The 15,974-nt window shown below is 67.9% G+C and carries 16 protein-coding genes; 10 read left to right on the top strand and 6 right to left on the bottom strand.

Annotation, left to right across the window (positions count from 1 at the left end; all coding sequences use genetic code 11):
- The first annotated feature begins 23 nt into the window (after nt 1-23).
- From QZ709_RS09925 to QZ709_RS09965, 9 genes are all read left to right on the top strand, one after another.
- Entirely contained in the window at nt 24-1,160 is a 1,137-nt protein-coding gene (locus QZ709_RS09925; RefSeq protein ID WP_294637115.1) for an MSMEG_0568 family radical SAM protein, read from the top strand.
- Nucleotides 1,161-1,187: 27 nt separating this feature from the next.
- Nucleotides 1,188-1,775 (top strand): MSMEG_0567/Sll0786 family nitrogen starvation N-acetyltransferase, encoded by a 588-nt coding sequence (locus QZ709_RS09930; RefSeq protein WP_294637116.1) that lies wholly within the window; start codon nt 1,188-1,190, stop codon nt 1,773-1,775.
- Entirely contained in the window at nt 1,772-2,842 is a 1,071-nt protein-coding gene (locus QZ709_RS09935; protein ID WP_294637117.1) for a sll0787 family AIR synthase-like protein, read from the top strand. Before QZ709_RS09930 ends, QZ709_RS09935 begins: the two co-directional genes overlap by 4 nt.
- Complete coding sequence (locus QZ709_RS09940) at nt 2,839-4,029, top strand: MSMEG_0565 family glycosyltransferase (protein ID WP_294637119.1); 1,191 nt, start codon at nt 2,839-2,841, stop codon at nt 4,027-4,029. The genes QZ709_RS09935 and QZ709_RS09940 overlap by 4 nt, the downstream gene beginning before the upstream one ends.
- Entirely contained in the window at nt 4,022-4,312 is a 291-nt protein-coding gene (locus QZ709_RS09945; protein WP_294637120.1) for an MSMEG_0570 family nitrogen starvation response protein, read from the top strand. Before QZ709_RS09940 ends, QZ709_RS09945 begins: the two co-directional genes overlap by 8 nt.
- Before the next feature lie 56 nt (nt 4,313-4,368).
- Nucleotides 4,369-5,658, top strand: a complete 1,290-nt coding sequence (locus QZ709_RS09950) for an MSMEG_0569 family flavin-dependent oxidoreductase (protein ID WP_294637121.1) — start codon at nt 4,369-4,371, stop codon at nt 5,656-5,658.
- 75 nt (nt 5,659-5,733) lie between these two features.
- Complete coding sequence (locus QZ709_RS09955; RefSeq protein WP_294637122.1) at nt 5,734-6,456, top strand: hypothetical protein; 723 nt, start codon at nt 5,734-5,736, stop codon at nt 6,454-6,456.
- Between the two features lie 2 nt (nt 6,457-6,458).
- A complete protein-coding gene (gene ccoG, locus QZ709_RS09960; protein ID WP_294637123.1) occupies nt 6,459-7,901 on the top strand; it encodes a cytochrome c oxidase accessory protein CcoG in 1,443 nt (480 codons plus the stop codon).
- The gene (locus tag QZ709_RS09965) at nt 7,898-8,821 is read left to right on the top strand and encodes a DMT family transporter (RefSeq protein ID WP_294637124.1); all 924 of its coding nucleotides are present in this window, start codon (nt 7,898-7,900) and stop codon (nt 8,819-8,821) included. The genes ccoG and QZ709_RS09965 overlap by 4 nt, the downstream gene beginning before the upstream one ends.
- A 72-nt stretch (nt 8,822-8,893) precedes the next feature.
- Here QZ709_RS09965 and QZ709_RS09970 read toward each other — a convergent pair whose 3' ends face one another.
- Genes QZ709_RS09970 through glnT form a run of 4 tightly spaced genes read right to left on the bottom strand, consistent with a single transcriptional unit; the run spans nt 8,894 to nt 13,220 of the window.
- Nucleotides 8,894-10,258 (bottom strand): FMN-binding glutamate synthase family protein, encoded by a 1,365-nt coding sequence (locus tag QZ709_RS09970; RefSeq protein ID WP_294637125.1) that lies wholly within the window; start codon nt 10,256-10,258, stop codon nt 8,894-8,896.
- An 11-nt stretch (nt 10,259-10,269) separates the two neighbouring features.
- Entirely contained in the window at nt 10,270-10,959 is a 690-nt protein-coding gene (locus QZ709_RS09975; RefSeq protein ID WP_109038707.1) for a protein glxC, read from the bottom strand.
- On the bottom strand, nt 10,947-11,855 hold the full coding sequence (locus tag QZ709_RS09980) for a class II glutamine amidotransferase (RefSeq protein ID WP_294637126.1): 909 nt from the start codon (nt 11,853-11,855) through the stop codon (nt 10,947-10,949). The genes QZ709_RS09975 and QZ709_RS09980 overlap by 13 nt, the downstream gene beginning before the upstream one ends.
- An 18-nt stretch (nt 11,856-11,873) precedes the next feature.
- The gene (glnT, locus tag QZ709_RS09985) at nt 11,874-13,220 is read right to left on the bottom strand and encodes a type III glutamate--ammonia ligase (RefSeq protein WP_294637146.1); all 1,347 of its coding nucleotides are present in this window, start codon (nt 13,218-13,220) and stop codon (nt 11,874-11,876) included.
- A 245-nt stretch (nt 13,221-13,465) separates the two neighbouring features.
- On the opposite strand from glnT, the gene QZ709_RS09990 reads away from it, so the two are divergent.
- Nucleotides 13,466-14,068, top strand: a complete 603-nt coding sequence (locus QZ709_RS09990; protein WP_294637127.1) for a helix-turn-helix domain-containing protein — start codon at nt 13,466-13,468, stop codon at nt 14,066-14,068.
- A gap of 29 nt (nt 14,069-14,097) precedes the next feature.
- On the opposite strand, the gene QZ709_RS09995 is transcribed toward QZ709_RS09990, so the two are convergent.
- A complete protein-coding gene (locus QZ709_RS09995; RefSeq protein WP_294637128.1) occupies nt 14,098-14,679 on the bottom strand; it encodes a HutD family protein in 582 nt (193 codons plus the stop codon).
- A 15-nt stretch (nt 14,680-14,694) separates the two neighbouring features.
- On the bottom strand, nt 14,695-15,882 hold the full coding sequence (locus QZ709_RS10000) for an FAD-binding oxidoreductase (protein ID WP_294637129.1): 1,188 nt from the start codon (nt 15,880-15,882) through the stop codon (nt 14,695-14,697).
- Nucleotides 15,883-15,974: the final 92 nt, after the last annotated feature.

Consider the following 15,974-nt stretch of genomic DNA (forward strand, 5'->3'; position numbering starts at 1 on the left):
GCCCTTGTCCCCAGGAGACCGGCATGACCCTCTCGACCCTCAGCCCTCGCGCCCGCGACCTCATCACCGAGCTGCAATCCCGCGGCCTGCGCCTGGCGGACCCGGGCGCCGGTGCCCCGAGCCGCCGTGGCGGGGCAGGTCCGTCCGACCACAAGGCCGTGACCATCGACGGGCACACCGTGATGGTGCCCGTCCACACGGCGCCGGCCTTCGACTCGCCCTTTCTGGCCGATGCGCCGGATGCAGCCGGCACGAGCACGCTCAAGCACGGCAGCATCCCGATCGCGCAGATCACATTTCCGTCGACCCCGCGCTTCTACGAACGCCAGACTGCCGACGGCGTCCCCTACAGCCACATCGCGACCTTGCACGGCCGCGATGTGCTGGCCACCACGGTGCTGCAGACCTGCATCCGCTACGAGAGCCGACGCAAGAGCTGCCAGTTCTGCTCCATCGGCCAATCCCTGGCGGCGGGCCGCACGATCGCGCACAAGACACCGGCCCAGCTGGCCGAGGTGGCGCGCGCGGCGGTCGATCTGGACGGCATTCGCCACATGGTGCTGACGACCGGCACTCCGGCCACGCCCGACCGCGGCGCCGCCGTGCTGGTGGACAGCGCGCGCGCCATCAAGGCCGCCGTGCCGGATCTGCCCATCCAGGCGCAGTGCGAGCCGCCGGACAGCGACCTCTGGTTCCAGCGCTTGAAGGATGCGGGCGTCGACACGCTCGGCATGCACCTGGAAGCGGTCACGCCCGCCGTGCGCGAGCGCGTGATGCCGGGCAAAGCCAGTGTGCCGCTGGCACGCTATTTCAGCGCCTTCGAGGCGGCAGTGGCCGTGTTCGGGCGGGGCCAGGTCAGCACTTACATCCTGGCTGGCCTCGGCGACAGCCGCGAAGCCATTCTGGACATGAGCCAGCGTCTGCTCGACCTGGGCGTCTACCCCTTCGTGGTGCCCTTCGTGCCCATCAGCGGCACGCCGCTGGAAAGCCATCCCGCGCCGACCACCGCGTTCATGCGCTCGGTGCTTGAGCCACTCGGTCAGATGGTGAGCCAGGCCGGGCTGCGCGCCAGTGACATCAAGGCAGGCTGCGGCAAATGTGGCGCCTGCTCGTCGCTGTCGGTGTACGAAACCGCCAGCCCGCTGGCCGTTCCGGCTTGATCAAAAAGCGCTTCGAAGGAGCCCGCCATGCAAGCCCTGACCGTCTGTGAGTTGCCGATCGACTTTGCCCCGGCCGCCTTTCGCATCAAGTGCGTGAGCGAGCCGTGGGAGCGACGCGAGGCCCTGGCGCTGCGTCGTGCGGTGTTCTGCGTCGAGCAGGGCCTCTTCGTCGGCAACGACCTCGATGCCATCGACGCCGACGCAATCCTGCTGGTGGCCTGCGCCTGCGTGGCGGGCGAGTGCGACCAGGTGGTGGGCACAGTGCGCATCCACGAGGCCCAGCCCGGTGTGTGGTGGGGCTCGCGCCTGGCGGTGCACCCGTCCTACCGGCATCTCGGCCGGCTGGGGGCCACGCTGATACGCCTGGCGGTCAGCATGGCCCATGCGCGGGGCGCGACGGCATTCTGGGCGCACGTGCAGCAGCAGAACGTCGCGTTGTTCGAGAAGCTGAACTGGCACCTGCACGGGCCGGTGCAGTTGCATGGCCGGCCTCATGGCCTGATGGAGGCCAGCCTGGCGCACTACCCGCCATGCCATGAACCGGACTGGGGCTACTTCACGCTGCCGCAGGCCCGTGCACGCACCGCAGCGGCCGTTGGGGGGGACCGGGCATGAGCACCGCCCACCCACGCGCGCCCCAGAGCCTCCCGCTCGACCTCGCGGCCCTGACCGTCCAGTTGCGCGCCAGCCGTGGTTTCGCGCACAAGCAGGACATCGCCGGGGTGGCGCAGGTGCTCTCGCGCCACCTGCCCGGCGGCTTGGGCGACACCACGCTGGCCCAGCAGGCCGGCATCGGCCTGGGCGACGACTGTGCCGTCATCCCCGATGGGCACGGCGAGCACCTGCTGCTGGCCATCGAAGGCCTGGTCGAGGACTTCGTCAGCGAGATGCCCTGGTTCGCCGGCTACAGCGCCGTCATGGTCAACCTCAGTGACATCGCCGCCATGGGTGGCCGGCCCATCGCGGTGGTCGATGCGCTGTGGAGTGATGGGGTCGGGCAGGCAGAGCCCATCGTGCAAGGCATGGCCGCCGCCTCGGCCGCCTATGGCGTGCCCATTGTCGGCGGGCACAGCAACGCACGCGCGCCCCGGCCGCAACTCGCGGTGGCGGTGCTGGGCAAGGCCCGGCGTCTGTTGAGCAGCTTCGCGGCACGGCCGGGTCAGCGGTTGCTGATGGCCGTGGACCTGCGCGGGCAATGGGAGGGCGGCTACCCGTTCTGGAATGCGTCGACGCGGACACCGACCGACCGCCTGCAGGCCGACCTGGCCTTGTTGCCCCAGCTGGCCGAGGAAGGGCTGTGCGCCGCAGCGAAGGACATCAGCATGGCGGGCGTGCTGGGCACGGTCCTCATGATGCTCGAGTGCTCGCGAGTCGGCGCCACGGTGGACCTTGCTGCCTTGCCGCATCCGCCGGGGCATGGGCCTGCCGATGGGCTGCCCGCGTTGCTGCGGTGGCTGCAGGCCTTTCCGAGCTTCGGCTATGTGCTGGCCGTGGACGGTGACCATGTGGCGGCGGTGTGTGCGCGCTTCCACGCCCGCGGGATGGCCTGTGCGCCGATCGGCACGGTGCAGGGGGGCAGTGCCCTGCAACTGCAAAGCGGCCCGGACAGCGACCTCGCGCTGCTGTGGGACTGGGCCGCGCACCCCTTCATCGTGCCGCAGCGCGAGGGGGAGGCACCATGAAGGCCGACCGACTCCGGATCGCCTTGCTCATGCACTCGCTCAATCCGCGGGGTGGGGTGGTGCACACGCTGGAACTGGCCGATGCGCTGGTGGCCCAGGGCCACGACGTGACCGTGATGGCCGCCGCCGCAGCAGGTCAGACCCTGTTCAGGTCCACGCGGGCGCGGCTGTCGATCGCGCCGCTTTCAGCCGGCCCGTCCGGGCTCGTGAACATGGTGCGCCATCGCATTGACGCCATGACCGATCACCTGCGCACATGGAGCGCGTTGGCGGACATCGATGTCTTTCACTCGCAGGACAGCATCACCGCCAATGCCCTGGCCAACCTGACTGAAGAGGGCAGGGTGGGGGGCTACGTGCGCACGGTTCACCACCTTGACGCGTTCGACGAGCCGCCACTCACGGCATGGCAGGCCAGGGGCGTGACCACCGCCAGTCTGCTGTTGTGCGTGAGCGACCTGTGGCAAGGCGTGTTGCGCCGCGACTGGGCGCGTGAGGCCCGGCGTGTGCACAACGGCGTGAACCTGCAGCGCTACACCCCTGTCGTGACGGACGAGCAGGCCGCCATGGACCACGAAGCCTTGTGTGCGCTGGGCGTTCAGCCCGCTGGGCCGGTGTGGCTGGCCGTGGGCGGCGTCGAGGCCCGCAAGAACACCGTCGCGTTGCTACAGGCCTTTGCGCGTGTGCGCCGGTTGGTTCCACAAGCTCAGTTGGTGATCGCCGGTGGCGCGAGCCTGCTTCAGCATGACGCGGCCGTGCAGGCCTTCCAGACCCTTCGACACGAGGCCGGCCTGGCCCCGGGGCAGCCCGATGCCGATCGCCTGGTGTGCACGGGGCCGGTCTCCGATGCCGTTCTCGCTGCACTGTACCGACGGGCCCGCGCACTCGTGATGCCGTCCCTCAAGGAGGGCTTCGGGCTGGTGGCTCTGGAGGCCATGGCGTGCGGGACGCCCGCCCTCGTCTCGCGCCGTGCGCCCTTCACAGAGCACTTCCGCGAAGGCGAGGTCTTCTGGGTCGACCCGCTCGATGTGGACGACATCGCCCGCGGCCTCGTGCAGAGCCTCGATTCGGATCACCACAGCGCACTGGCACACCAGGCCCGCGACGTGTGCCAGCGCTTCAGCTGGGCGGCCTCGGCCACCCGCCACATCGACCTTTACCAACACCACCTTGCCTGCCATGCCTGAAATGCACTTCACCGTCCGCTGGCCGGACGGCACCGAACAGACCTGCTATTCGCCCTCCCTGGTTGTGCGCGAGCACCTGACGGCCGGGCAGCGCTACCCGCTGCCGGAGTTCCTGCAGCGCACCCACACCGCCCTGTCGATCGCGTCCGAGCGCGTGCGAGAAAAGTACGGCTTTGCCTGCTCGCGTGCCATGGACCAATGGGCCGAGATCGAAAGCCAGGCCGAGCGCCACACCCCGTCCCCCCAGGCCGAGGTCATGGTCCTGCATTTCGACCCTGCCTGACCGCGCCGCCATTCCTCTTTTCCACACACGCACCCACCCTCCGCGAGGACCCGACCATGCACGCCCACCCTTCATCCGCTCCTGCCCATCACGCCGTTCTCATCGTCGGAGGCGGCCAGGCGGGGCTGTCGCTCAGTTACTACCTGCAGCAACGCAGCATCGACCACCTCGTGCTGGAGAAGCACACGCCCATGCACGCGTGGCGCACCCAGCGCTGGGACGCCTTCTGTCTGGTGACGCCCAACTGGCAGTGCAAGCTGCCGGGGCATGACTACGACGGCCCTGAGCCCCACGGCTTCATGAAGAAGGACCAGATCGTGGCGTATCTCGAGGCCTTCCTGAAGAAGGTGAACCCGCCGATGCTGACCGGCGTGACGGTGCAGCACGTCAAGGCCCGTCCGGAAGGGGGCTATGCCGTGCAGACCACGGCCGGTCTGTTCACCGCCGATCAGGTGGTGGTGGCGTCCGGCGGATACCACGAGCCTGTGGTGCCCCGTCTGGCCGAACGCCTGCCGGCCCACATCACCCAGCTGCACTCGGAGCAGTACCGCAACCCGCAGAGCCTGCCTGAAGGGGGCGTGCTGGTGGTGGGCTCCGGCCAGTCCGGGGCGCAGATTGCCGAAGACCTGCACCTGGCCGGCAAGCAGGTGCACCTGGCGGTCGGCGACGCGCCGCGGTGCGCGCGCTTCTACCGCGGCCGTGATGTGGTCGACTGGCTGGCCGACATGGGCTACTACGACATGCCGGTGGACCAGCACCCGCTGCGCGAAGGCGTGCGCGACAACACCAACCACTATGTGACCGGCCGCGATGGCGGGCGCGACATCGACCTGCGCGCCTTCGCGAAGCAGGGCATGAAGCTGTACGGACTGCTGGACAGCCTGCAAGACGGTGTGGTCTCGTTCCAGGACAACCTGAAGGCGGCGCTGGACCAGGCCGACAAGGTCTACAACGGGATCAACGCGGCCATCGACAAGCACATTGCCGAACAGGGCATCGACGCACCCGCGGGCGGGGTCTACGAGCCGGTCTGGCAACCCGATGGCAACCACACGCGGCTGGATCTGGCGGCCGAAGGCATCACCTCGGTCATCTGGTGCATCGGCTTCAAGCCGGACTTCAGCTGGCTGGATGCGCCGGTGTTCAACGGCCGGGGCCAGCCGGTGCACCACCGGGGCGTCACCCGGCAGGCGGGCCTGTACTTCCTGGGGCTGCCGTGGCTGTACACCTGGGGATCGGGCCGGTTCTCGGGTGTGGCGCGCGATGCGCTGTACCTGGCCGAGGCCATCGAGAAGCAGGCGCTGCGCGCACCCGTGGCGGCCCGTGAGCCCGCCCTGCACAGCTGACGGGCCATCTGATACGGTGTTTTCTTCAGAAAACTGATCACACCATCCCAGGTCGCCGTGCGGGAGCATGGCGGCATGACATCGGATCTCACCTCCACCGGCGCTGAGCAGGACGCGCCATCCCGCCTGGCCTCCGTCGCACGCCGCGGGCTGTTGCGCTGTGCCGTGCCCCTGGCGCAGGGCGGCGACGGCGCCCCGGTTGACGAACTGGTCAGCCGGATCCGCGAGCTGGCCGGGCAGGACATGGCCTCCGCCCGCATCGCCTGGGCCCAGCGCCTCGCCATCGAGGCACTGGTCCACAGTCCCAACATCGCGCTGCGCGAGCACCTCTTGCCCGATCTGCTGACTGGGGCCCTGGCCGGCACCTTGTCCTGGCGCCAGGACCTCACCCTGGCCTCTGCACGGTCGCTGGTCCAGGCACAGCCGCTGGAGCGCGGCTGGCACCTGAAAGGCCTGCTCGACGACGTGCCCAACCTGCAATGGGAGGGCTATGTGGTCGTGTGTCCTGTGCGCTTTGATGCGCAGGTGGGCCAGCCCCAGCGCTGGGCCTGGGTGGTCCTGCGCAGTGAAGAGGACGGTCTGCGCCACGTGATCGACGTGACCCGCGCCCAAGACGTGGCCACCGCCAGCGGCACCGTCCGCCTGAACAACGTCTATTTCCGTGAGGACGAGCTGCTGGCCGACGACCCGCACCGCCTCGCCCTGCACCTGCAACTGCTCGATCAGGCCCTGCGTCCCGCGATGCTGGCGGCGGCGCTGAGCCGGCCTGCGCCTGTCCACAAGAAGTACGAGGTCTGACCATGTCGTCCACCCCCCGCGTGATCCCCATCCAGCCCGTGTCCCTGATGCCGGGCGTGGAGGCTGCCAGCAAGGTGCAGCCCAAGTCCGTCAAGGGCCGATTCAGCCGCCTGCGCTGGCTGATGTTGGCCCTGACCCAGCTCTTCTTCTTCGGCCTGCCCTGGCTGGAATGGCAGGGCCGCCAGATGGTGCGCTTCGACCTGGAAGCCAAGCGCTTCTACCTGGGCAGCCTGATCTTCCTGCCGCAGGACCTGATCTTCCTCACCGGCTTGCTGGTGTTCTGCGCGATGCTGCTGTTTGCAGCCACCACCGTGGCCGGCCGCGTGTGGTGCGGCTTCAGTTGCCCGCAGACGGTGTACACCTCGCTGTTCATGTGGGTCGAGCGGCACACCGAGGGCGACCGCTACCAGCGCATCCGGCTCGATCAGTCGGGCTGGACCGCCAACAAGCTGCTGCGCCGGGGCGGCAAGCACGCGGTGTGGATCGCCATCAGCCTGTGGACAGGCTTCACCTTCGTGGGCTGGTTCTCGCCCATCCGCGAGGTCGGACCGCAGATCCTGCACGGCACCGTGGGCTTCTGGGATGCGTTCTGGAGCCTGTTCTACGGCGTGGCCTGCTATGGCAACGCAGGTTTCCTGCGCGAGAAGGTGTGCCTGCACATGTGTCCCTACGGCCGCTTCCAGGGTGCCCTGATGGACAGCGAGACCCTGATCGTGGGCTATGACGTGAAGCGGGGTGAGCCGCGGGGCGTGCCCCGCAAGGGCAGCGACGAGCCCTCGCGCCCGGGCGCCTGTGTGGACTGCACCCTGTGCGTCCAGGTCTGCCCCACCGGCGTGGACATCCGCAATGGCCTGCAGGCCGGATGCATCGGCTGCGCGCTCTGCATCGACGCGTGCGATGCCGTCATGGACAAGATCGGTCAGCCGCGTGGTCTGATCCGCTATGCCCGGCAGCGCGAGCTTCAGGGCGATGGGCAGGGCGGCAAGGCCACCACACCGGGCGGCGTCGGCAGCCTGCTCATGCGCCACCGCGTTCGCCTGTATGCTGGCGTGATGGGCGGCTTGCTGCTCGCCATGGCCTGGTCGGTGGCGCATCGCCCCGACATCCGTGTGGACGTCATCCGCGACCGAGGCGTGATGGCCCGCCTGGTCGAGGACGGCGCCGTTGAAAACGTCTACCGCCTGCAACTCATGAACCAGACCGAGCAGCTTCAGCGCATTGCGATCACCGTCGAAGGCTTGCCGGGCGCTCAGGTGATGAGCCGGTCGGACATCGTCCTGCCGCCGGTGGCCGACATGCAGTGGACCGTGTCGGTGCGACTGCCCATGTCACAGGCCGCCAGGCTGGCAGGTCAGACCCTGCCGATCCGGTTCCAGGTGGCCAGCCGAAGCGCGACGCAGGCGGACCTCGTGTCCGAAGGCAGCACCTTCATCGTGCCGCGATGAGGCCCCGCGCGGCCGGCGAGACCGGCGCCCGCCATGCAAGCGACAACCTGAGGGGCATGGCCTGGATGGTGCTGGCGATGGCCGCCTTCGCGCTGGAAGACGCCTTGCTCAAGCAGGTGGCCCGCATGCTGCCGATCGGCCAGGTCCTGGTGCTGTTCGGGATCGGTGGCGCGCTGGTGTTCGGGCTCTACCGACGCGAGGGCATGCAGCCCCTCTGGCACGCCGATGCGCGCTCGAAGCCCATGTGGGTGCGGGCCGGATTCGAGATCACCGGCCGCCTGTTCTATGTGCTGGCCATTGCCCTGACACCGCTGTCTTCCGCGACGGCCATCCTGCAGGCCACGCCGGTGCTGGTGGTGCTGGGCGCACGCTCTTACTTCGGCGAACGGGTGGGCGCCGTGCGTTGGGTGGCGGTGCTGCTGGGCCTGGCCGGCGTCGCCGTGGTTCTGAGGCCGACCGCGGGCGACTTCTCCGTGCTTTCCCTGCTGACGGTGGTCGGCATGGTGGGCTTCGCCGGGCGTGACCTGGCCAGCCGCGCGGTGCCCGTGACGCTGGGCACGCGTCACCTCGGCTTCTACGGCTTTCTGGCCGTGGTGGTGGCCGGTGCGCTGTATGCCGTCTGGCAAGGGCAGGCCTGGGTCTGGCCGGATCGCACGGGCGTGGTGGCCCTGGTTGTGGCCGTGCTCGTGGGCACCGGGGCCTATGCTTCGCTGATGAAAGCCATGCGCACGGGCGATGTGGCAGCGGTCACGCCGCTGCGCTACACGCGCCTGTTGTTCGGGGTCGGCATGGGCGTCGTCGCGTTCGGCGAGCAGGTCGACGCCATCACACTGGCCGGTTGCGCGGTGATCCTGCTTGCAGGGCTGCTGTTGACCTGGGATGCGCGCCGGTCTCGCCGCAGGGTGCAAGCCCGCCCATGACAAAGCCCCCGTGCGGCGTCACCGCGCGGGGGCTTGCCGTGGACAAGCCCGGGGGCTGTCCTCAGGGCGGAATCAACCGGTCTGACCCGGGATCCAGCTCGTGCCGGCCAGCGGCACCTGGGCCATGGCCGCGGCCTCCACCGTCAGGGCCACCAGGTCTTCCGGCTCCAGATGGTGCACGTCCTGCTTGCCGCAGGCGCGGGCCAGCGTGGTCAGCTCCATGGTCAGCGTCTTGAGGTAGTTCTTGAGGTGCTTGGCACCCCATTCCGGCTCCAGGCGCTTTTCCAGCACGGCGTCCTGCGTGGTCACGCCCACCGGGCACTTGCCCGTGTGGCAGTGGTGGCAGAAGCCGGGCGCGGTGCCCAGCGCGGCGTAGTCGGCCTCGGCGCTGTGCTGCTGGCCGCCTTGCTGGTAGGTGTCGCGGTTGCAACCCAGGGCCATCAGCACGCCCTGGCCGATGGCCACGGCGTCGGCACCCAGGGCCAGGGCCTTGGCCACGTCGGCGCCGGTGCGGATGCCGCCCGACACGATCAGCTGCACGGTCCCCTTCATGTCGAGGTCTTCCAGCGCGGCCACGGCCTGGCGCACGGCGGCCAGGGTCGGGATGCCCACGTGCTCGATGAAGCAGGTCTGCGTGGCGGCGGTGCCACCCTGCATGCCGTCGACCACGACCACGTCGGCACCGGCGTGCACGGCCAGCTTGACGTCGTTGTAGACGCGGGTGGCGCCCACCTTCACGTAGATCGGCTTTTCCCAGTCGGTCAGTTCGCGCAGTTCCTGGATCTTGATGGCCAGGTCATCGGGGCCGGTCCAGTCGGGATGGCGGCAGGCCGAGCGCTGGTCCACGCCTTCCGGCAGGGTGCGCATCTTGGCCACGCGCGGGTTCACCTTCTGGCCCAGCAGCATGCCGCCGCCGCCCGGCTTGGCGCCCTGGCCCAGCACCACCTCGATGGCATCAGCCTTGCGCACGTCGTCGGGGTTGAAGCCGTAGCGCGAAGGCAGGCACTGGTACACCAGCGTCTTCGACGAGCGACGCTCTTCCTGCGTCATGCCGCCGTCACCGGTGGTGGTCGAGGTGCCCATGGCGGTGGCCGCCAGGCCCAGGGCTTCCTTCACGTTGGCCGACAGCGCGCCGAAGCTCATGCCGGCCACGGTGATGGGGGTGTCCAGCACGATGGGCTTCTTGGCGAAACGGGTGCCCAGCACGGTCTTGGTGCTGCACTTCTCGCGGTAGCCCTCCAGCGGGTAACGCGACAGGGAGGCGCCCAGGAAGACCAGGTCATCGAAGTGCGGCAGCTTGCGCTTGGCGCCCAGGCCGCGGATTTCGTACAGGCCGGTGTTCGAGGCGCGGTGGATGTAGTCCAGCGTGCTGCGGTCGAACGACGCGGATTCTTCGCGTTGCAGGCGCTTGAAGGTGATGGGGTGTTCGGTGCTCATGACAGGGCTCCTCAGTAGGTTTGATCAGCGTCTGCGTTCCAGTGGTACAGCGAGCGAGCGGAAGCCACGCGCTTGAAGTCCTGCGGCTTGTGGTTCAGGCCCGCGGCGGCCAGCAGCTCGGTCAGCGCGGTGATGTCGCTGTCGCCCAGTGGCTCCAGCTGCGCATCGGCGCCCAGGCTCTTGATCTCGCCCTTCACGTAGATCACGGCTTCGTACAGCGAGTCGCCCAGAGCGTCGCCCGCGTTGCCGCAGATGACCATGCGGCCGGCTTGTGCCATGAAGCCCGAGAAGCTGCCGACCGAGCCCCCCACCACGATGTCGCCGCCCTTGAGCGAGATGCCGCAGCGCAGGCCCGCATCGCCGTCGATGATCAGCAGGCCACCGTGGGCCGAGGCCCCGGCGCTGTTCGAGGCAAAGCCCTTCACGTGCACCTTGCCGCTCATCATGTTCTCGGCCACGCCGGTGCCGGCGCTGCCATTGATGGTCACGTCGGCCAGCTTGTTCATGCCGGCGGCGTAGTAGCCTGCGTGGCCATCGATGGTCACCTTCACCGGGGCGTTCAGGCCCACGGCGATGTTGTGGGCGCCATCGGGGTTCACGACGGTGATGTGCTGACCGGTCAGCTCGGCTGCCGGGCCGTGCAGGTGCTGGTTGAGCGGGCGAACGCCACCCTGGCTCAGGTCAAAGGTCAGGCTTTCCATACGTACATCTCCTCAGGGGCAGGTTCAAAGACGGTGGCGTGCTTCACATCGGGCAGGTGGGCCAGCGAGCGGAACTCGGAGGCAATGGCCACGTAGTCGTCGGTTTCGGCCACCACGGCCGGTTTGCAGGCAAAGGGGTCGCGGATCAGGGCCAGTTCGGTCGACGTGCCCATCAGGAAGGTGAAGAAGCCATCCAGCGCTTCGAAGCCCTTCTGCAGCGCGTTGTGCAGGGTGTCGCCTTCGCGCAGACGCCACTCCAGGAAGCGGCACGCCGCCTCGGTGTCGTTGTCGGTTTCGAACTTGATGCCACGCGGCTCGAGCATGCGGCGCACGCCGTTCGGGTTCGACAGCGAGCCGTTGTGCACCAGGCAGAAGTCTTCACCGGCGGTGAAGGGGTGTGCGCGGTCCGGCGTCACGGCCGACTCGGTGGCCATGCGGGTGTGGCCGACCAAGTGGCTGCCTTGCAGCTGGCTGAACTGGTAGCGGGCGGCCACTTCAGCCGGTGTGCCGATGTCCTTGTACAGGTCGATGCTGCGGCCGGTCGACAGCAGGTGCAGCTTCGGACCGTAGGCCTTGACGAAGGCCTTGACCGGCTCGGCCGCGCCCTCGAAGGTGATCACGGCATGGTTGGCCTTGACGCTCGCCTTGGCCTGGACCTTCAGCTCGGCGTTGAGCGCGTCCAGCAGGGCCGACCAGTCGTAGTCGTTGCCTTCCTCGGTCAGGCCCGAGTACACGCTGATCTTGCGCAGGCCCGCGGGCAGCGGGTCGGTGAACACGGCCAGGCCGGCCGAATCGGGGCCACGCTCGGTCATGCCGATGAGCATGGGCACCATGAGCTCGCCGAGCTGGCTGCGCAGCGCGGGCTTCTTGAGGAGCAATCCAACGATTCCACACATGATGGGTCTGTTCCTTCTTCAGAAAAATTCCAGGTATTGCTTGACTTCCCAGTCCGAGACATGGCGCTGGTATTCGATCCACTCCATGCGCTTGAGCTTGAGGAACTCCTTGGCGACCGGGCCGAGGGCGCCCGTGATCAGCTCGTCGGCTTCCAGCGCATCCAGGGCGGCGCCCAGGTTCTGCGGCAAGAGGCCAATGCCCGCATCCTTGAGCTGTGCATCGCTCCACTCGTAGAGGTTCACGTTGCGCGGGGCACCCGGGTCCAGCTTGCGGTCGATGCCATCGAGACCGGCTGCGATCACGGCGGCCGTGGCCAGGTAGGGGTTGCAGGCACCGTCAGGCAGGCGCAGTTCCAGACGACCCTTGGGCACGCGCACCATGGTCGAGCGGTTGTTGTCGCCGTAGCTGATGTAGGCCGGGGCCCAGGTGGCGCCGGTCAGCGAGCGGCCCACCACCAGGCGCTTGTACGAGTTCACCGTCGGGGCGCACAGCGCGGTCAGGGCCGGCGCGTGGGCCAGCAGGCCGCCCAGGAAGTGATAGGCCATGGGCGACAGCTCCAGCCCGTTGGCATCGGCCTTGTCACAGAACAGGTTGCGCTTGCCGTCGCCGATGGACAGGTGCATGTGCATGCCGTTGCCCGGGCGGTTGGCAAAGGGCTTGGGCATGAACGAGCACACCAGGCCCATCTCGTTGGCGATCTCGGCGGCCGCCATCTTGAAGAACACAAAGTGATCACACGAGGTGAGACAGTCTGTGTAGGTGTAGTTCAGTTCGAACTGACCGTTGGCATCTTCGTGGTCGATCTGGTAGACGTCGATGCCGGTGGCGCGCATCACGTTGGAGAGCTTCTCCAGGTAGGCGCGGGTGCGCGACAGGCCCTTGTAGTCATAGCAGGGCTTGGCCAGCGTGTCGCTGGGGTCGCAGGGCTCGATGCCGCCGGACTCGGTGCGACGCAGCAGCGAGAACTCGGGCTCCAGACCGGTGAACATCGTCAGGCCGCGCTCGGCCAGACGGGCCACCTGCTTCTTCAGCGTGACGCGGCTGTCGTAGACCCAGGGTTCGCCTTCCACATGGCCTTCGCACACGATGCGGGCCAGGCCGGGCTGCCAGGGCACCAGCGAGACGGTGCTCAGGTCGCCGCGGGCCATGAAGTCCGGGCCGTGGGGCTCGATGCCGACGCCGCAGATGGCGAAGCCGGCGAAACCGGCGCCGTCGGTCAGCACGGTTTCCAGATGCGCCACTGGCACCGACTTTGCCTTCGCCACACCGTGGATGTCGACAAACTGGGCCAGCACATAGGACACGCCCTGGGCACGCAGGTATTGCTGCGCTTCTTCGACGGTGTCGAAACGCACGGGGGGCACGAGTTCGCCGGGCGGGGCATCAAGGGGAAGGGGGATGGCAGCGTTCAAGGCAGGCTCCTTCAGGTGTTGGGACCGGGTTCAGTCCCGGTGCGGTGCGCGCTGCTTCATGGGAAGGAAGCTTATCGCGGTGTTTCCTGTAATGCAACTAGTGTGCCTGCAAGGAAACACCATTTTGGTGAGCGAGGCGCTGCGTTTCAGGTGTCCACGTACACTGCGTTTCACGGCAATGTTCAAAGGAGCGAGGCTTGGATAGGGACCAGAGCGGCAACCTGCCATCACTGGAAGAAACCGTGGGTGCGGCCATCCGCGAGCAGCGGCAGCGGCACAGCCTCACCCTGGCACAGGTGGCTGAACAGGCGGGCATCAGCCGCGGCATGCTGTCCAAGATCGAGAACGGGCAGACCACAGCCGGCATGGACACCTTGGCCCGCATTGCGCGCGTGCTGGGCGTGTCGATGTCGATGCTGTTCAGCAAGTACGACGCGACCTCCAGCTCGGCGCAGCACATCAAGAAGGGCGCCGGCATGGAAGTGGTGCGTCGGGGCACCAAAAGCGGGCATACCTACCACCTGCTGGCCTACGACCAGGGCCCGGTCAAGCTGTTCGAGCCCTTTCTCATCACCATCGACGATGACACGGAGCGCTACCCGACCTTCGAGCACCCGGGGCACGAGTTCCTCTACATGCTGGAAGGCAAGATCGAATACCGGGTCGGGCAGGAAACCTACCTGCTCGAACCCGGTGATTCGCTGTCTTTCGAAGGGGAAGTGCCGCACGGGCCGGAACGCCTGGCCAAGTGCCCGATCAAGTTCCTGTCGGTGATCGTGTACCCGCGCCAGGCAGACTGAGTGCTGCCTGACCGGGTGAACACACTGTCTCACTCGGTGAGCAGGGTGTGCAGCAACAGGCTGTCCGCCTCTGCCGGCTGGATGGCAAGGCGGGTGGTGCCCCCTTGCCAGTGCAGGCCTTCTGCGGCCTCGATGCGGATGCCGACGGGCAAGGCCTCGCCCGCCAGATCGAAGGTGCCACGCAGGACCCAGATCAGGCTGTGCCCCCGCTCGGGCAGAACCAGCTTGTCACGAACCAGACGGGTGCGGGCCGTGGCGCGTCCCCTTTGGGTCATGACGTTCCAGAACAGGGTGTCATCGGCGGGCGCCGTGTTGCGCAGCGCCAGTTCGCCCGGGTACTGTGCGGTGTCGCCCGGCTCGGACAGCGTCCACTGTTGCTCGGCCGCCAGCAGCGAGACGGGCCCGCCCTGCACCAGCACCGTTGTGCGGTCGATGCCATCGAACACGGAGAAGGGCGCCGCCTCGGTGATTTCGGCCAGGCTCACCCGCCATGGCGGCGGGGTCCCGGCGTCGGCCTGCGCAACCAGCCGGGTCCACCCCTTGCCGTTGCGCCAGCGTTCGCGTGGCAGTGTGGCCAGCGAGAGTCGGGTCAGGCCCTCCGGGAGGGCCATCACGTGCGTGATCACTCAGGACACCGCACCCAGGCCGTACTTGCCCGTTAGCAGCTGACCGGTGCTGAACCGCTCCAGCGCATACGGTGCCAGCGACACATCGGTCGGCAGGCCCAGTGCCTCTTGCGCCAGCACGCGGCCGACCGCCGGAGACAGCTTGAAGCCATGGCCCGAGAAGCCATAGCCCACGATCAGGCCCTGGATGCCGGGCAGACGGCCCAGCACCGGGTTCCAGTCGGGGGTGACGTCGTAGACGCCGGTCCACGACGAGGCCAGGCCGGCGGTCTCGTAAGCCGGGAAGCGCTCGGCCACCTGGGCACCGACCTCGACCACGTAGTCCATCGAGATGTCGCCCTGCTCGTTGTCCGGCACGGCCAGCGTCTCGCCGACGATGCCTTCGCTCACCAGCATCTGGTTGCCGCCATAGCTGCGGCAGTACAGCATGCCCGGCGAGCCCAGGTCCTTGAAGACGGGCATCTTGAAGGTGTAGTGCGCATCGGCGCATTCCAGGGCCAGCACGGCGTGGCGCTCGGGCACCACGGGGGTGGGGATGCCGGTCCAGCGCTCGATGTCGGTGGCCCAGATGTTCTGCGTGCTGATGACCGTGTTGCTGCGGAAGGTGCCCTGCGAGGTTTCGACGCCGCAGACGCGGCCGTTGTCCACCAGCAGCTTCTCGACGTTGACGCCCTCCATGATCTTGACGCCCAGGCGGCGTGCGGCGCGGGCAAAGCTCGTGGCCACGAGGTAGGCATCGGCGAAGCCGGCTTCGGGCTCGTAGCCGATCAGCGCGGCGTCATCGAAGTGGGCAATGGGCAGCAGCGAGCGGGCTTCTTCCTTGCCCAGGAACTGGACTTCGATGCCCATGGCACGCTGACCCTCCAGGGCCAACTGCAGCGGAGACAGCTTGGGGCCGTCCGGCGCGCAGATCAGGTAGCCACACTTGACCAGGCCGGATGCGGCTTCCTCGTCTTCCAGGTAGGCCGAGAAGTCGGTGAAGACCGACCACGAGCGCTTTGCCAGCTCCACGTTCTCGATCACCGAGTAGTGCGTGCGCAGGATGCCCGAGGACTGCGTGCTGGTGCCGGCACCGATCTGCGACCGGTCCAGCACGAGCACCTTCTTCGCGCCGAAACGGGCAAGGTGGTAAGCAACCGAAGAGCCGATCACACCGGCCCCGATCACGATGGCGTCATAGCTTTCCATCGTCAGCCTTTCTGGGTTCAAGAGGTTGGGATGGAGTCAGCGTAGTCGCGCCTGGCATGGCTCTTGTTAGATGAAGAAAATCACCATCAGAG

It is taken from the genome of uncultured Aquabacterium sp. (genome assembly GCF_913773725.1).
Taxonomy (GTDB): domain Bacteria; phylum Pseudomonadota; class Gammaproteobacteria; order Burkholderiales; family Burkholderiaceae_C; genus Aquabacterium.